Source organism: Massilia yuzhufengensis, assembly GCF_900112225.1.
In the GTDB taxonomy this organism is placed as follows: Bacteria; Pseudomonadota; Gammaproteobacteria; order Burkholderiales; family Burkholderiaceae_D; genus Telluria; species Telluria yuzhufengensis.
Map to the genome: position 1 here is coordinate 14,811 of NZ_FOLD01000025.1, position 21,115 is coordinate 35,925.

Annotated in this window: 21 protein-coding genes; 3 read left to right on the top strand and 18 right to left on the bottom strand. The window is 65.6% G+C overall.

Annotation, left to right across the window (positions count from 1 at the left end):
- Positions 1-38: 38 nt before the first annotated feature.
- The 9 genes from BM031_RS18375 to BM031_RS18415 all read right to left on the bottom strand — a co-directional run bounded on the left by BM031_RS18375 (position 39) and on the right by BM031_RS18415 (position 7,325).
- Positions 39-536 carry a hypothetical protein gene (locus tag BM031_RS18375; protein WP_091876016.1) on the bottom strand — a complete coding sequence of 166 codons (498 nt, stop codon included), beginning with the start codon at positions 534-536 and terminating at the stop codon, positions 39-41.
- Between the two features lie 138 nt (positions 537-674).
- Positions 675-1,922 carry a beta-ketoacyl-ACP synthase II gene (fabF, locus tag BM031_RS18380; protein ID WP_091876017.1) on the bottom strand — a complete coding sequence of 416 codons (1,248 nt, stop codon included), beginning with the start codon at positions 1,920-1,922 and terminating at the stop codon, positions 675-677.
- Between the two features lie 38 nt (positions 1,923-1,960).
- Entirely contained in the window at positions 1,961-2,200 is a 240-nt protein-coding gene (gene acpP / locus BM031_RS18385) for an acyl carrier protein (protein ID WP_020653257.1), read from the bottom strand.
- Positions 2,201-2,369: 169 nt separating this feature from the next.
- Entirely contained in the window at positions 2,370-3,107 is a 738-nt protein-coding gene (fabG, locus tag BM031_RS18390) for a 3-oxoacyl-ACP reductase FabG (protein WP_091876018.1), read from the bottom strand.
- A 23-nt stretch (positions 3,108-3,130) separates the two neighbouring features.
- Positions 3,131-4,078 carry an ACP S-malonyltransferase gene (gene fabD / locus BM031_RS18395; RefSeq protein ID WP_091876019.1) on the bottom strand — a complete coding sequence of 316 codons (948 nt, stop codon included), beginning with the start codon at positions 4,076-4,078 and terminating at the stop codon, positions 3,131-3,133.
- A 109-nt stretch (positions 4,079-4,187) separates the two neighbouring features.
- Positions 4,188-5,174, bottom strand: a complete 987-nt coding sequence (locus BM031_RS18400; protein ID WP_091876020.1) for a beta-ketoacyl-ACP synthase III — start codon at positions 5,172-5,174, stop codon at positions 4,188-4,190.
- Between the two features lie 24 nt (positions 5,175-5,198).
- Positions 5,199-6,224, bottom strand: coding sequence for a phosphate acyltransferase PlsX (plsX, locus tag BM031_RS18405; protein WP_091876021.1), 1,026 nt, complete (start codon positions 6,222-6,224; stop codon positions 5,199-5,201).
- 203 nt (positions 6,225-6,427) lie between these two features.
- Complete coding sequence (gene rpmF, locus BM031_RS18410) at positions 6,428-6,610, bottom strand: 50S ribosomal protein L32 (RefSeq protein WP_005666806.1); 183 nt, start codon at positions 6,608-6,610, stop codon at positions 6,428-6,430.
- Between the two features lie 217 nt (positions 6,611-6,827).
- Positions 6,828-7,325: a YceD family protein gene (locus BM031_RS18415; RefSeq protein WP_091876022.1), complete on the bottom strand. Its 498-nt coding sequence runs from the start codon at positions 7,323-7,325 to the stop codon at positions 6,828-6,830.
- 176 nt (positions 7,326-7,501) lie between these two features.
- Here BM031_RS18415 and BM031_RS18420 point away from each other — a divergent pair, with 176 nt between their 5' ends.
- Positions 7,502-8,116 (top strand): Maf family nucleotide pyrophosphatase, encoded by a 615-nt coding sequence (locus BM031_RS18420; RefSeq protein ID WP_091876023.1) that lies wholly within the window; start codon positions 7,502-7,504, stop codon positions 8,114-8,116.
- 22 nt (positions 8,117-8,138) lie between these two features.
- Positions 8,139-8,888, top strand: a complete 750-nt coding sequence (locus BM031_RS18425) for an SAM-dependent methyltransferase (protein WP_091876024.1) — start codon at positions 8,139-8,141, stop codon at positions 8,886-8,888.
- Positions 8,889-8,947: 59 nt separating this feature from the next.
- Here BM031_RS18425 and BM031_RS18430 read toward each other — a convergent pair whose 3' ends face one another.
- Together BM031_RS18430 and BM031_RS18435 are read right to left on the bottom strand one after the other, a co-directional pair.
- Positions 8,948-10,216 (bottom strand): EAL and HDOD domain-containing protein, encoded by a 1,269-nt coding sequence (locus BM031_RS18430; RefSeq protein ID WP_091876025.1) that lies wholly within the window; start codon positions 10,214-10,216, stop codon positions 8,948-8,950.
- Positions 10,217-10,339: 123 nt separating this feature from the next.
- Complete coding sequence (locus BM031_RS18435; RefSeq protein WP_091876026.1) at positions 10,340-11,611, bottom strand: 23S rRNA (adenine(2030)-N(6))-methyltransferase RlmJ; 1,272 nt, start codon at positions 11,609-11,611, stop codon at positions 10,340-10,342.
- A 290-nt stretch (positions 11,612-11,901) separates the two neighbouring features.
- Here BM031_RS18435 and BM031_RS25615 point away from each other — a divergent pair, with 290 nt between their 5' ends.
- A complete protein-coding gene (locus BM031_RS25615) occupies positions 11,902-12,135 on the top strand; it encodes a PEP-CTERM sorting domain-containing protein (RefSeq protein WP_177207814.1) in 234 nt (77 codons plus the stop codon).
- A 151-nt stretch (positions 12,136-12,286) separates the two neighbouring features.
- Here BM031_RS25615 and clpB read toward each other — a convergent pair whose 3' ends face one another.
- The 7 genes from clpB to BM031_RS18475 form a co-directional block, all read right to left on the bottom strand.
- A complete protein-coding gene (clpB, locus tag BM031_RS18445; protein WP_091876028.1) occupies positions 12,287-14,893 on the bottom strand; it encodes an ATP-dependent chaperone ClpB in 2,607 nt (868 codons plus the stop codon).
- Between the two features lie 101 nt (positions 14,894-14,994).
- Positions 14,995-15,417, bottom strand: a complete 423-nt coding sequence (gene yiaA / locus BM031_RS18450; RefSeq protein WP_091876029.1) for an inner membrane protein YiaA — start codon at positions 15,415-15,417, stop codon at positions 14,995-14,997.
- Positions 15,418-15,510: 93 nt separating this feature from the next.
- On the bottom strand, positions 15,511-15,897 hold the full coding sequence (gene crcB / locus BM031_RS18455) for a fluoride efflux transporter CrcB (RefSeq protein ID WP_229409022.1): 387 nt from the start codon (positions 15,895-15,897) through the stop codon (positions 15,511-15,513).
- On the bottom strand, positions 15,882-16,352 hold the full coding sequence (moaE, locus tag BM031_RS18460) for a molybdopterin synthase catalytic subunit MoaE (protein ID WP_091876030.1): 471 nt from the start codon (positions 16,350-16,352) through the stop codon (positions 15,882-15,884). Before moaE ends, crcB begins: the two co-directional genes overlap by 16 nt.
- Entirely contained in the window at positions 16,349-18,976 is a 2,628-nt protein-coding gene (locus BM031_RS18465; protein WP_091876031.1) for a DUF349 domain-containing protein, read from the bottom strand. The genes moaE and BM031_RS18465 overlap by 4 nt, the downstream gene beginning before the upstream one ends.
- A 90-nt stretch (positions 18,977-19,066) precedes the next feature.
- A complete protein-coding gene (locus tag BM031_RS18470; protein WP_143084639.1) occupies positions 19,067-19,645 on the bottom strand; it encodes a hypothetical protein in 579 nt (192 codons plus the stop codon).
- Positions 19,646-19,873: 228 nt separating this feature from the next.
- Positions 19,874-21,109 (bottom strand): winged helix-turn-helix domain-containing protein, encoded by a 1,236-nt coding sequence (locus tag BM031_RS18475; protein ID WP_091876033.1) that lies wholly within the window; start codon positions 21,107-21,109, stop codon positions 19,874-19,876.
- Positions 21,110-21,115: the final 6 nt, after the last annotated feature.

A 21,115-nucleotide genomic window follows, 5' to 3' on the forward strand; every position in this document is an offset into this window, starting at 1 on the left:
GGTCCACCCTCCATAAGAGTTGGCACGCTGCAATAAGTTCAAAGTATTTTGTGCTCAGTCGATGACACGCCAGCCTGCCCCGCCCCGGCGCCGAGCGCTACCGCCAGGACACGAAACGCCTCCGGCGCCACGCTGTCGGGCAGGACTGCGACGCTGCGTATGGCGCACCGCCCGCGCAGGCTTGAGGGGGCGCCAAAACGCAGCATCAGCAGCCGCGGCCAGAGCGTGGAACCGGGCAGGATCGCGACCGGCAATGCGTCGCCGGCCTCGATCCGCACACCCTGTTGTACCGTCAGGCGTAGCTGCCCGGGTCCAGAAATATCAATGCGATGCACCGTTGCGCGACGCAGTGCCGCATGCGCCACGCATAGCCCCGCGAACAGCAGCGCGGCCGCGACAAGGGGTCCGCCGGTGAAGCGAAAAGGCAACAACAGGCCCACGGCGCAGGCGGCCGCGCACAGGCTTGCAGCGAAGCCGGCGAGCAGCCAGCGCAGGCGGCGCGACGGTGCAATGACGACGGTCAGTGCGATCGGCATGGGTCAGGCGAGAGGAAGAAGGAGGCGCCGCAGGCCGGGGCCGCGAAGGGGTGGAGCAAGGACAAAGGTGTGCCCCGGGCCGAACGGCCGAGGCTGTCAGGCGCCCATCCAGGTTAGACCCGGATGGGCGGATCTGGTTCAGACTTTTGCGAACACGAGGGTACCGTTGGTACCGCCGAAACCGAATGAGTTCTTGACCGCGTAATCGATCTTCATGTCACGCGCCGTGTTGGCGCAGAAGTCCAGGTCGCATTCCTCGTCCTGGTTGAAGATGTTGATCGTCGGCGGCGAGACCTGATTGTGGATCGCCAGCACGGTGAACACCGATTCCAGGCCGCCGGCGCCGCCCAGCAGGTGGCCGGTCATCGACTTGGTGGAATTGACCACCAGGTTCTTGGCATGGTCGCCGAACACGCGCTTGATGCCGCGCACTTCCGCCACATCGCCCAGCGGCGTCGAGGTGCCGTGCGCATTGACGTAGTGGACTTCGCTGGCGTTCAGGCCGGCGTTGCTCAGTGCCGCCACCATGCAGCGCGCCGCGCCGCTGCCATCCTCGACCGGCGAGGTGATGTGGTTGGCGTCCGCGCTCATGCCGAAGCCAATGACTTCCGCATAGATCTTGGCGCCGCGGGCAACCGCGTGTTCGTACTCTTCGAGCACCATCACGCCGGCGCCTTCGCCGAGCACGAAGCCGTCGCGGTCACGGTCCCACGGACGCGAGGCGGTGGCCGGGTCGTCGTTGCGGGTGGACAGCGCGCGCGCCGAGGCGAAGCCGCCCAGGCCCAGCGGCGAGACGGTGGACTCGGAGCCCCCGGCAACCATCACGTCCGCATCGCCGTACTCGATCAGGCGCGCTGCCGCGCCGATGCAGTGCAGGCCGGTGGTGCAGGCGGTGACGATGGCCAGGTTCGGGCCGCGCAGGCCGAATTTGATCGAGAGATCGCCCGAGATCATGTTGATGATCGAGGCCGGCACGAAGAACGGCGAAATGCGGCGCGGGCCGCGTGCCGTGTACTCTTCCTTGGTCGCTTCGATCATCGGCAGGCCGCCGATACCCGAACCGATGGTCACACCGATGCGGTCGCGGTTTTCGTCGGTGACGACCAGGCCCGAATCCTGCAGGGCCTGGATGCCGGCTGCCATGCCGAAATGGATAAAGCTATCCATGTTGCGGCCTTCCTTGCCCGGCAGGTAGTCTTCCACCTTGAAGTTCTTCACTTCACCAGCGAAATGCGTCGTGAACGGCGTGGCATCGAACTTGGTAATGTTGGCAATGCCCGACTTCCCGGCCAGCGCCGCGTCCCACGCTTCGGCAATCGTGTTGCCGATTGGTGAAATGCAGCCCAGGCCGGTAACGACGACACGGCGGTTGCGTGAACGGCTCAAGCGATTCTCCCAGAAACTTTTAAAGCGACAGCTACTACTTAGGCCTTGACGTGCGCGGTTGCGTAGTCGATAGCTTGCTTGACGGTGGTGATTTTCTCAGCCTGCTCGTCAGGGATTTCCATTTCGAACTCGTCTTCCAGTGCCATCACCAGTTCCACGGTGTCCAGCGAGTCAGCGCCGAGGTCGTCAACGAACGAGGATTCGATTTTGATGTCAGCTTCAGCAACACCCAGCTGCTCAGCGACGATTTTTTTAACGCGTTGTTCGATATCCGACATGTTATGGCTCCATTAGGTATGTGTTGCGGAAAGTGCGCGCATTTTATCAGGTTTGCGCGGTGAAAAACTACTTTCGGCAGTTCCTGCTATTTCCACCGAAATTACAGCTAAAAACAGCGAATGCGCCGGATTTAATTCGCACGCGTGCGAACTCCCGGCCCATTTCGCATTAATTCATGTACATGCCGCCATTCACATGCAGCTCGGTGCCGGTGATATATGCGGCCTGTGGACCGGAAAGGAAGGCCACCGCGTGGGCGATGTCTTCCGGCTGGCCCAGGCGGCCCAGCGGGATCTGGGTGAGCAGCGCCTCGTGCTGGCCTTCGCCCAGGGCCTTGGTCATGTCGGTGTCGATGAAGCCAGGCGCCACGCAGTTGACGGTGATGTTGCGGCTGCCGATCTCGCGCGCCAGCGCGCGCGTCATGCCGGCCACGCCGGCCTTGGCGGCGGCGTAGTTCATCTGGCCGGGGTTGCCCGAGGCGCCCACCACCGAGGTAATGTTGATGATGCGGCCGGCCTTGGCCTTCATCATCCCGCGCAGCACCAGGCGCGACAGGCGGCCGACGGCGCTCAGGTTGGTCAGGATGACGCTGTCCCACTCCTCGTCCTTCATGCGCATGGCCAGGTTGTCCTGGGTAATGCCGGCATTGTTGACCAGGATCGACAGGCTGCCGAAGCTCTTTTGCACGTCGTCCACGACGGCGGCGCAGTTGGCAGCGTCGGTCACGTTCAGCACGGCGCCCTTGCCACCGAATTCGGCCAGGTAGCCAGTGATGGCCTCGGCGCCGGCTGCGCTGGTGGCGGTGCCGACGACCTTCGCGCCCTGGCGCGCCAGTTCCAGCGCGATGGCCTTGCCGATGCCGCGCGATGCGCCGGTCACGAGAGCGACTTGGTTTTGCAGGTTCATGCTATTCCTCTTGTGTTGATGTTTCAGGCGGCCGGCGCTTGCGCCAGCGACGCCAGCACGCGTTCCAGCGACGCCTGGTCGACCAGCGCCTCGCCCACCAGCACCGGGTCGATGCGCTTGGCCATGCCGACCAGGGTCTTGCTCGGGGCGCATTCGATGACCTGGGTGACGCCTTCGGCGGCCATCTTCTGCATGGTCTCGACCCAGCGCACCGGGCCGGCGGCCTGGCGCACCAGCGCATCCTTGATGGCAGCCGGATCGTGCAGGATAGCCACGTCGACGTTGTTGATCAAGTCGATCCGCGGCGCCGAGAACGTCAGCTTTTCCATGTAGTCGCGCAGGCGGCTCGATGCCGGCTGGAGCAGCGACGAGTGGAACGGCGCCGACACCGACAGCTTCATGGCGCGCTTGGCGCCCCGGGCCTTGGCGATCTCGCAGGCACGGTCGATCGCGGCGGCGTGGCCGGCGATGACGATCTGGGTCGGCTCGTTGAAGTTGACGGCTTCGACTACCTCGCCCTGGGCAGCTTCGGCGCAGACGGCGCGCACCTCGTCGGCGGGCAAGCCCAGCACGACGGCCATGCCGCCCTGCCCGACCGGCACCGCTTCCTGCATGGCCTGGGCGCGGAAGCGCACCAGCGGCACCGCGTCCTTGAAGTCGATCACGCCCGCGGCCACCAGGGCCGAGTATTCGCCCAGGCTGTGGCCGGCGACGATGCTTGGCGCCGGGCCGCCGGCGGCGATCCAGGCGCGGTAGACGGCGACCGCGGCGGTCAGCATGACCGGCTGGGTGTTGGTGGTGAGGTCGAGGTCTTCCTTCGGGCCTTCGGCGATCAGGCGCTTCATGTCGAAGCCGAGTGCTTCCGAGGCTTCCGCCACGGTCTGGTCGACAACCGGGTTGCCGGCGAAGCCGTTCAGCATGCCGACGGCTTGTGCGCCCTGGCCGGTGAACAAGAATGCGAATTTGGTCATATTATTTTTCTCTCTGTCCGAATACGTGTGCTTGCCGCGTCCGAATGACGGACGCGGCAAGGCATGCATTGTTGGAACGCGCGGGCGGCCCAGCCGCCCACCCTGGGTCTTACATGCGGGCGAGGATCGCGCCCCAGGTAAAGCCGCCGCCAACACCTTCCATCAGCACATTGTCGCCTTTCTTGACGCGACCATCGCGCACGGCAGCGTCGAGCGCCAGTGGGATCGATGCTGCGGAGGTATTGCCGTGCTGGTCGACGGTGACAACCATCTTCTCCATCGGCAAGCCGAGCTTCTTGGCCGTGCCCTTCATGATGCGCAGATTGGCCTGGTGCGGGATCAGCCAGTCGACGTCCGCCGGCTGCATATTGGCGTGCTCCAGTGCTTCCTTGGCCACTTCTTCCAGCACCGTGACGGCCAGCTTGAACACCGCCGGGCCGTCCATGTACAGGAAGCCGCTGCCGGCGATCGCGCCGCCGGCCAGGTTGCCGGGGATCGACAGGATGCCGGCGTGGCTGCCGTCGGCGTGCAGCTTGGTGGCCAGGATGCCCGGCTCGTCGGACGCTTCCAGCACCACGGCGCCGGCGCCGTCGCCGAACAGCACGCAGGTGGTGCGGTCGGTGAAATCGAGGATGCGTGAAAACACTTCCGAGCCGATGACCAGCACGCGCTTGTAGACGCCGGCGCGGATGAAGGCGTCGGCGGTGGACACCGCGTACACGAAGCCGCTGCACACGGCCTGCACGTCGAAGGCGGCGCTGTTGTTGGCCAGGCCGAGCTTCTGCTGCACGATGCAGGCGGTGCTCGGGAAGCTGCCGTGGAAATCGGGGGTGGAACTGGCGACGATCACCAGTTCGATGTCGGCGGCTTGCAGGCCGGCCGCCTCGATCGCCTTGCGCGCGGCATGCACGGCCAGGTCGGACGAATTCTCGTCGGCAGCAGCGTAATGACGACAGGAAATGCCGCTGCGCGACACGATCCAGTCGTCGGAAGTCTCCACGCCCTGCTCGGCCAGCTGGGCCGCCAGTTGATCGTTGGTGACACGGTTGGCCGGCAAGTAGCTGCCGGTGCCGGTGATCTTGCTGTAAACAGTCATCTCTTCACCATCCTGCTTGGTTGTTTACGCCTGCTGCTGCGCATCGGGCGTGGTTGGCATCAGTTCGGCGATCAGGGCCGACAGGTGCTCTTGTACATCGTATTTGGCGGCATCGTAGGCGCGCTTGATCGCCCATTCGAAGGCGAAGGCGCTGGCGCCGCCGTGGCTCTTGAAGACCAGGCCCTTCAGGCCGAGCAGGCCGGCGCCGTTGTAGCGCTCCGGGTTGAGCTTCTTGAGCGATTTACGGGCAAGCAAGGCGCCGGCCATCGAGAAGATATTCTCGGTGAACACCGACTTGACGAAGCGCGACAGGCCTTCGACGGCCTTGAGCGTGACGTTGCCGACGAAACCGTCGCACACCACCACGTCGACCGTGCCCTTGAAAATGTCGTTGCCTTCCACGTTGCCGTGGAAATTGAGCTTGCCGCGCTCATGGTCGGCGCGCAGCAGCACGCCAGTGGCCTTGACCACATCGTTGCCCTTGATTTCTTCGGTGCCGACATTGAGCAGGCCGATGGTGGGGCGCTCGATGTTTTCCATGGCGGCGCACAGCACCGAGCCCATGATGGCGAACTGGTGCAGGTGGTGCGGCTCGCAGTCGACGTTGGCGCCGAGGTCGAGCATATAGGTCGGGCCACCCTTCTGGTTCGGCATGATCGAGCAGATCGCCGGACGGTCGACGCCGGCCATGGTCTTGAGCACATAGCGCGACACCGCCATCAGGGCGCCGGTATTGCCGGCCGAGACGCTGGCGTTGGCGCTGCCGTCCTTGACCAGCTCGACCGCCACCCGCATCGACGAATCCTTCTTCTTGCGCAGGGCGATTTCGAGCGGGTCGTCCATGGTGACGACTTCGGTGGCGTTTTTTACCGTGATGCGCGGGTGCGCTTCGGCGTGGTGTTTCTTGAGTTCGGCGCGCAGCACATCTTCGAGGCCCACCAGGATCAGGTGGACGTCGGACTGCTTCTTGAGGAACGAGATGGCGGCCGGAATGGTAACCGAGGGGCCGTGATCGCCGCCCATGCAGTCAATGGAAATTGTGATTGTCATTTGTCGTGATATGCCGGCTCACGCAGGGCGGAGGGCAAGAGTGGATCGGGGCGTGGCAAACCGCCAGCCGCTGTCCGCGCAATTCAAAATGACGGAGTGCAAGCTTGTTGCAGCCGCGTGAAACAGAAAAGCGAAAGAAAAAGCGGCGCCACGCAGAAAAATACGTTGCACCGCTTTCATGGTACTAAAGGACAAGACGTCGATTACTCGTCGTTCTTGGTCTTCAGGACTTTGCGACCACGGTAGAAACCGTTCGGGCTGATGTGGTGACGCAGGTGGGTTTCGCCGGTGGTCGGCTCGACTGCCAGGTTTGGTGCGGTCAGGAAATCGTGCGAACGGTGCATGCCGCGCTTCGACGGGGACTTCTTATTCTGCTGAACTGCCATGATGACTCCTAATACATAAGTTCTAAAATTCTAACACATTCGACTTGCAAATACATGCAGATCGAGTATCCCAGCGGTAACTTCTTATCTTTCGATCTTTCCACTACCGACATGTTTTAACGCTATTACATCAACTACCTAATGCCATACTCGATTGCTGCACGCGTTTGACACGTTCTTGCTTCGTACTACAGGACTACTGGTACTGCGGCACTACTTATTCTGGTTTGAGCGTCTTCAAGCCGGCGAAGGGCGAGACTTTATCGGTCTTCAGGACGTCCAGGAGCTTGGTGTCCGGACAGACCTCATGTTTCGGTGCCTGCGGCAGGGCCAGCAGGGCTTCGTCTTCCAGCAACTGGCGGATGTCGCAGGCGTGGCTGCCGACAATCACGTCGATGCTGTCGTCGTCCAGGACTTCTTCCATCCCGTCGGCTTCTTCGTCATCCTTGCCCAGCACCAGCATGGTGGACGAATCGATCTCGTATTCCATCGGCTGCAGGCAACGCTGGCAGGCCAGCTTCACCGGGCCGGCGACCGACAGGGTAAGCGACGGGTAGCCCTCGCGGGTCTGACCGCCCTGCATGGCCCAGCGAATCTCGCCCGAGTTATCGACGCAATCGGCTGCCAGGCGGGTCATCTCGGACACTGGCGTTACGCCCTCGCGGTGTCCTTCATTCCGGCAAAACTCGAAGGCGTCTATGACAAAAGCGCTCATTTGGAAAACTTCCCCGGAAAACCTGCGATAATAACAGGCTTCTCCCCGCAGAGTCAAAGACTTACGTCGTTTTTACCCTGCGCGCGTTGCACCGGCCACGCATCTGGAAGGTTTGCTTGCCGGACATGCATCGCTGACCAGCTCGACTGATATGCCGTTTTATTCGATAGCCCGCAATGATACCAAGTTCCGTTCCACCGCGCCTCATTCTTGCATCGGGGTCCGCGTACCGGCGCGAATTGCTGTCGCGCCTGCAGCTGCCTTTCGAGGCGATCTCGCCCGATATCGACGAAACGCCGCAGGCCGGCGAGGCGCCGCAGGAGACCGCCCTGCGCCTGGCGCGCGCCAAGGCCGCGGCGGTCGCCAGCAAGGCGCCGGGCGCCCTCGTCATCGGCTCCGATCAGGTGGCGACCCTGGACGGCCTGCAGATCGGCAAGCCGGGCAACCATGCGCGTGCACTGGAACAACTGCAGCTGATGCGGGGACGGCGCGTGGTGTTTCATACGGCCCTGTGCCTGTGGGACAGCCGCGTGGCCGATCCGGCGCACGCCGCGCAAGTGGACAACATCCAGGTCTTCGTCGACTTCCGCGATCTGCCCGATGCCGAGCTGGACGCCTACCTGCGCATCGAACAACCGTATGACTGCGCCGGCAGCGCCAAGAACGAAGGGCTGGGCATCGCCCTGCTCGACAATATCGCATCGACCGACCCCACCGCCCTCACCGGCCTGCCCCTGATCTCCCTCACCGGCATGCTGCGCCGCGCCGGCGTGGCCTTCTTCGGCACCTGACTCCTTACCCTATAGATCAACAATGCCCGGCACCCTGTACCTTATTCCGAATACCCTTGGCCCTGTCGACGCCGCTCCCGGCGCCCTGTCCGCCCTGCTCCCGACCCAGGTGCAGGCGCTGACATCCAGGCTTGACTACTTCGTCGCCGAAAACGCCAAGACCGCGCGCGCCTTTTTGAAACTGATTGCAATCGACCACCCGCTGGCGAAACCGCTGCAGGAAATCGAGATCGCGGAACTGAACGTCAACACGCCGCCAGCCGCATTGAACCAGCTGCTGGCGCCCCTGCTGGCCGGGCGCGATGCCGGGCTGGTGTCGGAAGCGGGCGTACCGGCCGTGGCCGATCCCGGCGCAGACCTGGTGCGCCTGGCGCACCAGCACGGCATCGCCGTGCGGCCGCTGGTGGGGCCGTCGTCGCTGCTGCTGGCCGTGATGGCCAGCGGTTTGAACGGACAGAGCTTTGCGTTCAACGGCTACCTGCCGACCGACGCGGCGCAGCGTACCAAGCGCATCCAGCAACTGGAACAGCGCTCGCGCGCGGAGAAGCAGACGCAGCTGCTGATCGAGACGCCGTACCGCAATGGCCAGATGCTGGAGGCGCTGGCGGCCGGGTGCCAGCCGGGGACGCTCATTTGCGTGGCGACGGATTTGTCGCTGGCGAGCGAATCGGTGCGGACGCTGACGGCAGCAAAGTGGAAAGCGGAACTGGCGGCTGGAAAGGCGCCGGAGTTTCACAAGAAGCCGACGGTGTTTTTGTTTTTGGCGCAGTAGCGTTAGTAGGTGGGCTGGTAGGCAGGCACGCAGGCCGATAAACGGCCCGCGCCCTGCAATCAAAGCACCTCGTGCGTCAACTCCCTGACCCAGTCGAACGCCTCCAGCTCCATCTCCCTGATCTGCGCTACCGTCAAGCCCAGCCTGCGCAGCGCGTTATACAGCTTGCACCCGCCTTCAGCCGCTTCGAGCAGCTCGGCCACCTTCAGCATGCTGCCGAAATCTCCCGCCCGGTCCAGCAGCGCGGCGCGCACGTCACCGGCCACTTCGACATTTTCGAGGATCTCGTGCATCGGGATCGAGAACAGCGCGTCGGCCAGCGACATGATGCCCACCGTGAAGGCGCGGTCGGCGCTGGAGGGATCGTGCGGGCGTAGCGCCAGGGTCATCAGCTCGAGCAGCTTGCCGCGCGTGGTGGCCAGTTGCAGCAGCGGCGAGGCCAGTTCCACCACCCCGCCCACCGTCGAGTACAGCAGGATTTGCAGCCAGCGCTGCAGCTGGCGCCGGCCGAGCTGGTTCAGGGCCTGCGACAGCGATTCGATCTGCGGCCCCGGCGCCGCCCGGCTGTTAACCAGGCGCAGCAGGTTCAGGCTGATCAAGGCATCGCGCTTGACGGCCGTTTCGATGACCTGGGCGTCGGCATTCGAGCTCACCAGTTCCAGCAGGTGCAGGAGCGCCATCTCGGACGGGGTGATCTTCTTGCCCGACAAAATGACCGGACGCGCGAAATAATAGCCCTGGAAGTACTCGAAGCCGAGGTCCATGCACAGCTTGAATTCATCGAGCGTCTCGACCTTTTCGGCGAGCAGCTTCTTGCCGGTGGACTTGAGCGACGCGGTGAGGCGCTCCAGCTCGTCGCGGGGCATGCCCTTGACGTCGACTTTGATCACATCGACCAGCCCGACCAGCCGGTCGAGCTCGGGCGAATGCTCGACCACGTCGTCGACGGCGAACTTGAAACCGAGTTCTTTCAGTTCGAGGATACGCGCCAGCAGCTGCTGGGTCGGCTTGACGGTCTCCAGGATTTCGAGGATAACCTTATGGGGCGGCAGGAAACGGACAAAGTCGCTCATCAGCACCACCTCGTCGACGTTGACGAAGGCGAGCTGTTCGCCAACCACGTGCTCCATGCCCAATTGGGACGCGTGTGAAATGACGGCCGCCGTGGCCGCCGCGTTGTCGGTCAGCTTCGCATCGTCGTCCTCGCCTGCGGCCCGGAACAGCAACTCGAATGCCACGAGGTGCTGGTCACGGCCGAGGATAGGCTGGCGTGCGAGGAAAAAATCGTTGGACGGCACGGATGCCGCTGCCAATGCTTCGGCATGCATCGGGAACTCCTGGAAACTGTGACGGCGGCATGGACGGGCCTGCCGGGCAGGCGCGCGAACGCCTGCCTTGGAGACTATACTACAAATCTGTCATTCTTAGCATTTTTACATCAAATCGGGTGCTCAGCGCTTGCCACCCTTGTTGCCACCCGGGCGTGGGGTGCCCGCGCCGTCCTTGCGCGGAGCGGCCGGACGCGCGCCTGTGGCAGGGCGCGCCTGCGCTCCCGCTGGTGCGGTCGGGCGATCGCTGGCGCTGCGGGCGTTGCCCTGGGCGGGCGCCTGGGGCTTGGCCGCGGCCGTGCCGTCCGGGCGCCACACGCGGCGCGCACCGGTCGGGCGTGGCGCGGCAGGCGCAGCAGCCGCGCCGACGGCGCGCGGGTCTTCCTCGCCTTCGCGCGGCATGCTCTGGCCCGGCAGGCGCAGGCTGCCCTTGCCCGACAGCGGGCTGGCGCGGCGCGCGTTGCCCACCGGCGTGCGTGGGCCGTCGGCCGCCATGCGCGCCGCCGCGCCGGTGAGCTGGGTGCCGGTTTCGATGGTGAAGCGCGCGCCGGCATCCTTGCCCAGCACCTGCACCAGGTAAGGCAGGGTCTGGCGCAGCAGCGGTTCCAGCGTGTAGGGCGGATTCAGGATAAACATGCCGCTGCTGTGCAGGCCGAAGCCGTCCGGGCCGGGCGTGGACACGGTGAGGGTCACGTTCAGCCATTCCTTGGCCGGCAGGCGCTTGAGGCGGTCGGCGAACTGGCGCGACTCCATGCGCTGCAGCACCGGATACCAGATGGCATACATGCCGCTCGGGAAGCGGCCGAGCGCGTCGTCCAGCGCGTCGCGCACCTTGCGGTAGTCGTCCTTGATTTCATACGGCGGGTCGATCAGCACCAGCGCGCGGCGCGACAGCGGCGGCAGCAGCTTCTTCAGGCTCTCGAAGCCGTCGCCATGCTCGATCAGGACGCGGCGGCCACGGGCACGCTCGCCCTGCTCGGCCTTGTGCGCCTCGACCTTGCGGAAATTCTCGGCCAGGATGCGCACGTCCGCCGGATGCAGCTCGAACAGGCGCAGGCGGTCTTCGGCGCGCGCCAGCTGCTCCGCCACATAGGGCGAGCCCGGGTAGTAGCGCATCTTGCCGCTCGGGTTCATGGCCTTGACCAGGTCGAGGTAGGGCTTGAGCGCCTCCGGCACGTTGGTGGCGCTCCACAGCGGGCCGATACCAGTCTCGAATTCCGATTTCTTGGTCGACTGGAAGCTGTCGAGCGCGTACACACCCGCACCCGAGTGGGTGTCGATATAGGTGTACGGCACGTCCTTCTGGTTCATGTACAGGTGCAACTGGACCTGAACAAAGTGTTTAAGGACATCGGCGTGGTTACCCGCGTGGAAGGCGTGGCGGTAGCTCAACATAAGCTGGAATTCCTGAAAAAGAGTCGATGCCGTGTTCTACAACGGCGTAATTGTCGCCATTATCCACTACATCGCCGCCCGGCCGTTAATTGCGCGCCCATATTATAAAAATGCTGCAGGTCCGTGCGGGCACTGCGGCCGGGCATGGCGCCGGGCTTTCCTGCGCCGCGCCTACGCGACCTTCTGCTCGTCGAAAACTGCTCGTCTTCGGTCGAACCGTGCAGCGCAGTCGTCGAACTCTGGTTCTGCTCAATGGCTTGGGTCCAGCCCTTCCAGCCCCGGCGCCTGTCGTGCCTACGCCACCACTGGCCGACGCGGGCCTCATCCCAGTAGTGGGCATCGGTGGCGATATCGGCGGCGGCCTGGGAAATGGCAGCGGCAATCCCGGGACCGTGCTGCCGGTCGCCGGTCCGGATGTCGGCGCGCCGGCGGATGTGCCTGAACCGCAATCGATCGCGATCATGGCGGCGGGTATTGCCGTGATGGGCGTGGCGCGTCGGAGGAAGCGTCGTTTGCCTGGCTGATCGATGTAGCCAGGATGTTGAAAAACGGCGCACTCTCTTGGGGTGCGCCGTTTTTTTGCCGTGGGGCTGTGCAACGGAATCGGGTTCCGGCCTTCGCCGGAACGACGTTCATCTGCTAACGCACGCCAATGCGCTGGCTCGTTTCAGCCAACTACTTCGCCAGCTCCACCCCTTCCCCAAACACCAGCTGCCCCCCACGCACCCGCACCGGGATCGTATCCTTCGGCCCGAACTTGCCTGACAGGATGGCCTTCGACAGCGGATTCTCGATCTGCTGCTGGATCGCGCGCTTGAGCGGGCGGGCGCCGTAGACCGGGTCGTAGCCTGCTTCGGCGATCTTCTGCAGGGCTTCCTCGCTCATGTCGAGCGTCATTTCCATCTTGGCCAGGCGCTCTTCCAGGTGGTGCAGCTGGATCTTGGCGATGGCGCCGATGTTCTTCTCGTCCAGCGCGTGGAACACCACGATCTCGTCGATGCGGTTGATGAACTCGGGGCGGAAGTGCCCGCGCACCTCGGCCATCACGGCCATCTTCACCACCTCCGGCTCGTCGGTGTCCATCGACTGGATCTTGTGCGAACCCAGGTTCGAGGTCATGACGATAACGGTGTTCTTGAAGTCCACGGTGCGGCCCTGGCCGTCGGTCATGCGGCCGTCGTCCAGCGCCTGCAGCAGCACGTTGAATACGTCCGGGTGGGCCTTTTCGATCTCGTCGAGCAGGATCACGCTGTAGGGTTTGCGGCGCACCGCTTCGGTGAGGTAGCCGCCCTCCTCGTAGCCCACGTAGCCGGGCGGCGCGCCGATCAGCCGCGCCACCGAATGCTTCTCCATGAACTCGCTCATGTCGATGCGGATCATCGATTCCTCGGTATCGAACAGGAAGGACGCCAGCGCCTTGCACAGCTCGGTCTTGCCGACCCCGGTCGGGCCCAGGAACATGAAGGAACCATAGGGCTTGTTCGGGTCCGACAGGCCGGCCCGCGAGCGGCGGATGGCGTCGGACACGGCCTCGATCGCCTCGTCCTGGCCGACCACGCGTTCATGCAGCTTTTCCTCGATGTGGAGCAGCTTGTCGCGCTCGCCCTGCATCATGCGCGACACCGGGATGCCGGTCGAGCGCGACACCACCTCCGCGATTTCCTCGGCGCCGACCTGGGTGCGCAGCAGCTTGGGCTTGCCCGACGCGCCTTCGGCGCTGTCGGCTGCTTCCTCAGCGGTCTTCAGCTGCGCTTCGAGTTCCGGCAGGCGGCCGTACTGCAGCTCGGAGACCTGCTGCCAGTTGCTCTGGCGCTTGGCTTCTTCCATCTGGTGGCGCACGCGCTCGATTTCTTCCTTGATGTGGGTGGTGCCCTGCACCGCCGCCTTCTCGGCCTTGAGGATTTCTTCGAAGTCGTTGTACTCGCGCTCCAGGCGCGCGATCTCCTCGCCGATCAACTCGAGGCGGCGCAGCGAGGCTTCGTCGGTTTCCTTGCGTACGGCTTCGCGCTCGATCTTCAGCTGGATCAGGCGGCGTTCCAGCTTGTCCATCACTTCCGGCTTGGAGTCGATCTCGATCTTGATCTTGGCGGCCGCTTCGTCGATCAGGTCGATCGCCTTGTCCGGCAGGAAGCGGTCGCTGATATAGCGGTGCGACAATTCGGCCGCGGCAATGATGGCGGCGTCGGTGATCTCGACCTTGTGGTGCAGCTCATATTTCTCCTGCAGGCCGCGCAGGATGGCGATGGTCGCCTCCACGCTCGGTTCGTCGACGATGATCTTCTGGAAGCGGCGCTCCAGCGCGGCGTCCTTCTCGACGTACTTGCGGTACTCGTCGAGCGTGGTCGCGCCCACGCAGTGCAGCTCGCCGCGCGCCAGCGCGGGTTTCAGCATATTGCCGGCGTCCATCGCGCCTTCGGCCTTGCCGGCGCCGACCATCGTGTGCAGCTCGTCGATGAAGACGATGGTCATGCCTTCGTCCTGCGCCAGTTCCTTCAGCACGCTCTTGAGGCGTTCCTCGAACTCGCCGCGGTACTTGGCGCCTGCCAGCAGGGCCGCCATGTCGAGCGAGAGCACGCGCTTGCCCTTGAGCGAATCGGGTACCTCGCCATTGACGATGCGCTGGGCCAGGCCCTCGACGATGGCGGTCTTGCCCACGCCCGGTTCGCCGATCAGCACCGGATTGTTCTTGCTGCGCCGCTGCAGCACCTGGATCGCGCGGCGGATCTCGTCGTCGCGGCCGATCACGGGATCGAGCTTGCCCATGCGGGCGCGCTCGGTCAGGTCCATCGTATATTTTTTCAGGGCTTCGCGCTGGCCTTCGGCGTCCTGCGAATTGACGCCGTCGCTGCCGCGCACGGCGGCAATCGCCGACTCCAGCGACTTCTTGGCCAGGCCATGTTCGCGGGCCAGGCGGCCGGCATCGGACTTGTCTTCGAGCAGGGCCAACAGGATCATTTCCGACGACAGGAACTGGTCGCCGCGCTTTTGCGACTCGCGGTCCGCCAGGTTCAGCAGCGACACGAGTTCGCGGCTCACCTGCACGTCGCCGCCCGTGCCCGAGACTTTCGACAGGCGCTCGAGCGCCGATTTCAGCGCGGTCGCCAGGGCCCCGACGTTCACGCCGGCGCGCTGCAGCAGCGAGCGGGCGCCCCCGTCGTCCTGGTTCAGCAGGGCGAGCAGCAGGTGCACCGGATCGATGTACTGGTTATCGTTGCCGACCGCCAGGCTCTGGGCATCCGCCAGCGCTTCCTGGAGCTTGGTCGTGAGTTTGTCTTGCCGCATGGTATTGCTCCCTAGAGTTGTTCTTAACTGAGGAGCAAAGTTGGGATGGCTGCACGCTTTTCAAGATGTGCAATGCTCTTCCAGTCACGCGGCGCCCTGCCTCACTCCATCATGGCCTTCGGACCGGTGTCGGGCACAGTGCCCAGGTCGCGCACATTTTTCTGGACCGCCACCACGGCGAACAGGCTGAGCACGAAGGACATGGCGAAGAAGCCCTTCTCGCTCGGCGACATGGTGGCGTTCCACAGTCCTACCGCCAGCAGCAGGATCGCGGCCAGCAAGGAGACCCAGCACAGTCCGGCGTATATATTGGTGACGGCCACGCCTTCGGAGCGGTCGCGGACCGTCTTTTGCAGCGAGACGGCCGCGAACAGGCCGTACAACAGCAAGGTCAGGTAATAGCCTTTTTCGTTCAACTGCATGTGGGCAAGCCACAGTCCTGACAGGTAGGCAACCGCACCGCACAGCAGGGCGCTCCAGGAAGCACCGACGAAGGCGGCGGTCGGGCGTTGTTGTGTTTGCATGACTGGTCCCCAAATCAATTGTCCAGCCGCAAAATTATCAAAGCCCTTCGCGCACGCTCTTGAGATAAGCAGGGGTATCGGGGGACGATACCCTTAGCCGCGCAGGGCGCGCCATGTGGCGAAGCCGGCGACGCAGAACAGGAGCGAACCGAGCAGGTGCAGCACCGTGTGCGCCAGCGCCCAGCCATATTCGCCGCGCTGGAGCAGCACCACCGATTCGCCCGAGAAGCTGGAGAAGGTGGTGAGTCCGCCGAGGAAGCCGGTGATGGCGAACAGGCGCCATTCGGGTGACAGTTGCGGGTTGGCGGTGAAGAAGCCCAGCGCCAGGCCCACCAGGTAGCCGCCCACCAGGTTGGCCGCCAGCGTACCGAGCTGCACATAGGCGTGCAGGCTGCCGAGCCAGATGCCCAGCCCCCAGCGCAGCCAGGCGCCGATGGCCGCGCCGGTCCCCACCGCCAGCCAGCTCAAGCCCTGGCCCACTTCATCTTGGCGGAATCGTCGCTTGCCCGCGCATCGACCCAGCGCGCGCCTTCCGGCGTTTGTTCCTTCTTCCAGAACGGCGCGTCGGTTTTCAGATAGTCCATGATGAACTCGCAGGCGGCGAAGGCTTCGCCGCGGTGCGCCGAGGTGCAGGCGACCAGCACGATCTGGTCGAGCGGCTGCAGCGGGCCGATACGGTGGATGACCAGCACGCCGAACAGCGGCCAGCGCGCGCGGGCCTGAGACACGATGTCTTCCAGCGCGCGTTCTGTCATGCCGGGATAGTGCTCCAGCTCCATTTCCGAGACTGCCGCACCGTCGTTCAGGTCGCGCACCGTCCCGACAAAACTGACCACGGCGCCGACCCGGCCGTCGCCTTCGCGCAGGCGCGCAAGTTCCTGCGACAGGTCGAAATCCCCTGCCTGCACGCGCACTTGCGTCGGGCCGGCGCTCATCGGCCGTCTTTCGCGTGGCGGGTCAGCAGCTGTTCGATGCGGGTTTCTGTGCGCGCGTCGGCCAGGGCCGGCAGCGCCAGCAGCTCGCGCAGGCCGGTGGCCTGGGCGCCGGGCTTCTGGCCCGACTTGAGCGAGCTTTGCAGCACTTCGACCTGCAGCTTGAGGCGTTCGCGCGCAAATTCGGCGCCGCTGTCGATGCCGGCCGCGATTTCCAGGCGCAGCAAGTCGTGCAGCAGGCGCTCCCCATTGGCTTGCAGCTGGCGCGCGTAGCTGTCGCGCTCGCCTTCCAGTGCGGCCAGGGCGGCATCGAAACGCGCGCGCAGAACCGGTTCATACCCGCCTTCGAGCACCAGCATGGCGTCCCAGCGGCCATGCCAGTCGGCCGGGTTGGTGTGGGCGTCGGGGTTGACGACGGCCGCCTCCAGCGCCTGGATCAGGCGCAGCTTGTCGCGCACGGCGCCGGCCAGCGCCAGCCCGGCGGCGCGGCGCGCCACGTCGGCATGGTGCTGCACCGCCGCCACGGCCGCGTGGTAGCGCTTGTCGACGCGCGCTTCATGCGCGCGCGGCACCGGGCCGATGGATTGCCATTCATGCGCAGCCTCGCGCAGCAGCTTGCCGGCACTGGCCGGCGTGACATCGGGCGCGGCCGCTTCGAGGCGCGCACACAGCGCTTCCTTCGCGGCTTCGTGGGCGCGGCGCTCGGTGTCCGCCGCGTGCGCGTGTTCCTTGCGCTGGGCAAACAGCGCGTCGCAGGCGGCGCGGAAGCGCTGCCACAGGGCTTGCTCGGCCTTGCGTTCGAGCGGCAGCGCGCGGGCGTGCTCCTGCCAGCGGTGCTGCAGGTCGCGCAGCACGTCCAGCGCGTGGCGGTCGTGCGGGTCGAGGCCTTGCGCCGCCTCGATCAGCGCCTCGCGCACCGACATCTCGCCCTTGCGCTGCTCTTCCAGCGGACGCTGCAGGGTATTGAGCGCATCGGTAAACAGCTGGTCGAGGCGCTTCTTGTCCTTGCGGTCGATGGCGCCCAGGTGGCTCCAGGCGGTGCGCAGGCGCTGCACGGTGCCGGAGACATGTTTCCAGTCGGCTTCACCCGAGCCCAGCCGTGCGATCTCGGCCTGGGCTTCGTCGACCAGCGCCTGGCCGCGCGCGGCGTTGGCGTGGCGCTCGTCGGCCAGGTGCTTGAAGTGGGCGGCGGCCGGCGCGTAGGCCGTGGTGCAGGCGGCGTCGAAACGCTCCCACAGCGAGCGCGGCGCCGGGCCGGACAGGCTGTCGAGCGCCTTCCAGCGTTCGCGCATGCTGCCGACTTTCTTGGCCAGTTCGGCCATCGCCAGGCTTTGCGTGGCCAGGGTTTCCACCGCCTTGATCAACTCTTCGCGCGAGACATTGCCGCCCCAGCGCGCCCAGTCCGACAGGCGCTTGAGCTCGGCGCGCACATGGGCCAGCCGGTCGGCCTGCGCCGGGGTGAGGCGCATGCCCTTGTCCTTGCTGTCCTTCAGCGACTTGTCGAGTTCGGCCGCGCTGCCGAGCGAACCCTGCTGCAAGGCCGCTTCCATGGCGTCGAGCTGGTCGAGGAAATGCTGGTCGGCGCCCCTGTGCTGGGGCTTTGCCGCTCTTGCCGCGTCGGGCGCGGGGGCCGTGGCGGCACGGGTTTCCTGCTTCGGCTTGCGCGCTTCCTGCGGGATGCTGGCCAGCAGCGCATCGAAACGGCCCTGCAGCTCGGCGCCGGCGCCGTTCGACGGCAAGACCGGGAGGCGTTGCCACTCCTTGCGCAGCGTGTCGGGCCTGAGTTCCGCTACCGGCTGGGCTTGCCACCGGGCCAGCGCGGACTCGCGCGCCGCGATGGCGGCCTGGTCCTGCTCCAGCGTGGCCAGGCCCGCCCCGAGGCGCGCCTGCTCGCTGGCGAATTCGGCCACCAATGCGCGCGGCAGCGAGGCATGGCCCTGGGCCACCAGGGCGGCGGCCTGCTCGCGCGCCAGGGCGTCGAGGCGCTCGGTGAAGGCGGCGGCGTCGAGCCCGGCGGCATCGAGCCGGCGCAGTGCGGTGAGGCGGTCGATCATGGCGCGCTGCAGCTGCACCTGGTCTTCCAGGCGCTTGCCGAGTTCGGCGCGGATGGTGTCGAACTGGGGCGCCAGTTCAGGGGCGCTGGTGAGCGCCCATTCGCGGTCGAGTTCGGCGACGTGGTTGGGAGTCAGCAGCGTGTCGGCCAGCAGCGCGCGCGCATGGACCAGCGCTTCCTCGCCACGGCGCAGTTCGGATTCATGGTGGCGGATCGCGTCCAGCCGCGACTGCATCAGCTTGGCGACGCGGCGATCGAGGTTGCGCACGGCGCCGTGCACGCGTTCGAGCTGCGGGCGGCTGTGGACCAGCTCGGCGGCGGCCAGGCGCAGTTCGGAGAATTCGGAGGCAAGGATGAAGGCGACGGCAGCGTCTTCGTCGCCGTTCAGGTGCTTGAGCTGTTCGGCCTGCTGCTCGCGCGGCGTGGGCCCACCGGCGTCCCGGCCGCCTGCCTGGCCGCCCGGCGCGGACCGGGCGGGCCCGTCCAGCTGGCCGGATGCCCGCCCGCCAGGCTGTTCAGCCGGCGCGCCGGCCGGCTTGTCGCCACCCTGCCGCTTGAATAGGAATTCGAACATGATGAAATCGCACTTCCAAAACCCCCATCATAGCAAAGAACCAAGGTGGCGCCCGCCCGGTGCGCTCGGGCAAGACACGCGCCCTCGCGCTCAATGCGTGGCGTAGTGCGGGACGGCTAGGGGCGGGCTTTGCCTGGCCGAACTCCGGGACAGTGCGCCTGGGATCTGGCTGGCAGGATAGCTGCGGTTTTCCACTTGCCAGGCGTCGTTCGCCATCATCTGGTTGGCGATCGCGAACCAGGCCTCGCTCGGCACATAGGTACGCGCCAGCGGGAACAGCTCGCGCTCTTCGCGTTCCAGGCGTTCGAGCAGCAGGTTGCAGCAACGCTCCAGCGCTTCGCCAAAGCCGTGATCGTGCACCGCGGCGGCCGCGTGGGCATCGGCGCGCGCTTCGATCGCCGCCAGCGTGAGGGCGTCGAGCTCGGCGAGCAAGTCCTGGGCGGCGCCCGCACGGCGCAGCGCCGGGACCACGAATTTATCCAGCTTGCGCCAGTAGCAGTTGTCGAAGGCCATGCGCAGGGCATCGCAGGCCAGTTCGAACTGGCGCGGCGTGGGAGCCGCGTGGCGCCAGGCAGCCGGATGCCAGCGCTCGATCAATGACTGCAAGCCCATCCGTGCGCTGGCCTGTTCGATGGACAATGCAACCAGCGTGTACGTTGATGTCAGCACGTGTGTCTCCTCTCAGGATGGCTCCGCCAGCACGTGGCCCGGCTGCTGCCGCGATGCGTTGGCTGGGGAAGCTTTTGTTGGGATCTGGCGGGCTGGTTGTTTTGTTATTGCCGGCCTTGGGAACTCGTAGTGTAGAGACATGCCCCGTATCGGGTTTGAGATGGCGCAAACCCGGGCCGGTGGACATTGGAGACATTTACGGGGCCGGAATGTCCAAATATGAATGGCTCAAGCGAGGGTATCCGATGGGCTCGCTAACGCCTCTGCCAGCTTCGCGCTGAAGGTTTCCGCTGAAGCATTGGCCACGCGCACTTGCGGGCAGCCATGCCAGCGGGCACAGCGCTGAACGGCCCCCGCCACGTCGCGCACCAGCCGCTCGCTCATCCTGGCGCCAGGTTCCAGGTGCAGGCTGCGCAACTCGAATTCGCCGGTCTTGCGATGCGCCTTGGCGTCCACGCGGCCCACCAGCGCGCCGCGGCGCAGGATCGGCAGCGTGAAGTAGCCGTACTTGCGCTTGTCGGCCGGCGTATAGCATTCGAGGCGGTAGTCGAAACCGAACAGGTCGAGGGCGCGCCGCCGGTCCCACACGATGGGGTCGAAGGGCGAAAGCAGGGTCGTCAGGCTCGGGGCCAGCGCGCCTTCCATGGCCTGGCGTGCGAGCGCTTCATGTCCGGGGTGAATGTAGACCGGGTCGCTCCAGCCGTCGACCCTTGCGCGCAGCAGCAGTCCTTCTTCCGCCAGTCCAGCCGGGTCTGGGTGCGGTCGCCGGGTGCGGTGGTAATCGGGAATCCACGCGGCTCTTGCCACGCCCATGGCGCGCACCGCCTCCAGCACGAAGCTCCGGCGCGCTTCACTCAGTGCCGGCATGCGGCTGTCGTGCCATTCCGGATGCACGCGCTCGGCCAGGTCGTAGATGCGCTGGAAGTTGTGGCGCCGCGCAATCATCAGCTGGCCCGCCGTGAACAGCACCTCCAGCGTGCGCTTCTCGGGCTTCCATTCCCACCAGCCGCCGCCCTTGCCATCGCTGCGCTCGAAGTCGGACGAGCGCACCGGCCCGGTGGCCCGTACATGGGCCAGCAGCCTGGCCACTTCGTCGCTGCGCTCGCGCATCCAGGTGGCGGAATACTTCCAGCCCATGGCCTCCGGGTCGAGCATGCGGTGGCGATACAGGCCGTAGTCTTCGATCGGGAGGAAGCAGGCTTCGTGCGCCCAGTATTCGAACAGGCTGCCCTCGGCCAGCAGTTCGTCCAGCCAGGCCGGCTCGTAGTCGCCCAGCCGGCTCCACAACACCAGGTAGGGACTGCGCGCGACCACGCTGATGGTGTCGATCTGCAGCATGCCCATGCGCCGGATCGCGGCCAGCACATCGGCTTTGGCGGCCCGGCGGCGGCGCGGCGCCAGCATGTCCTGGGCGGCCAGGTGGAGGGCGCGCGCGGCGCCGAGGGTCAGCTTGATTTCGCTCATGTCGCC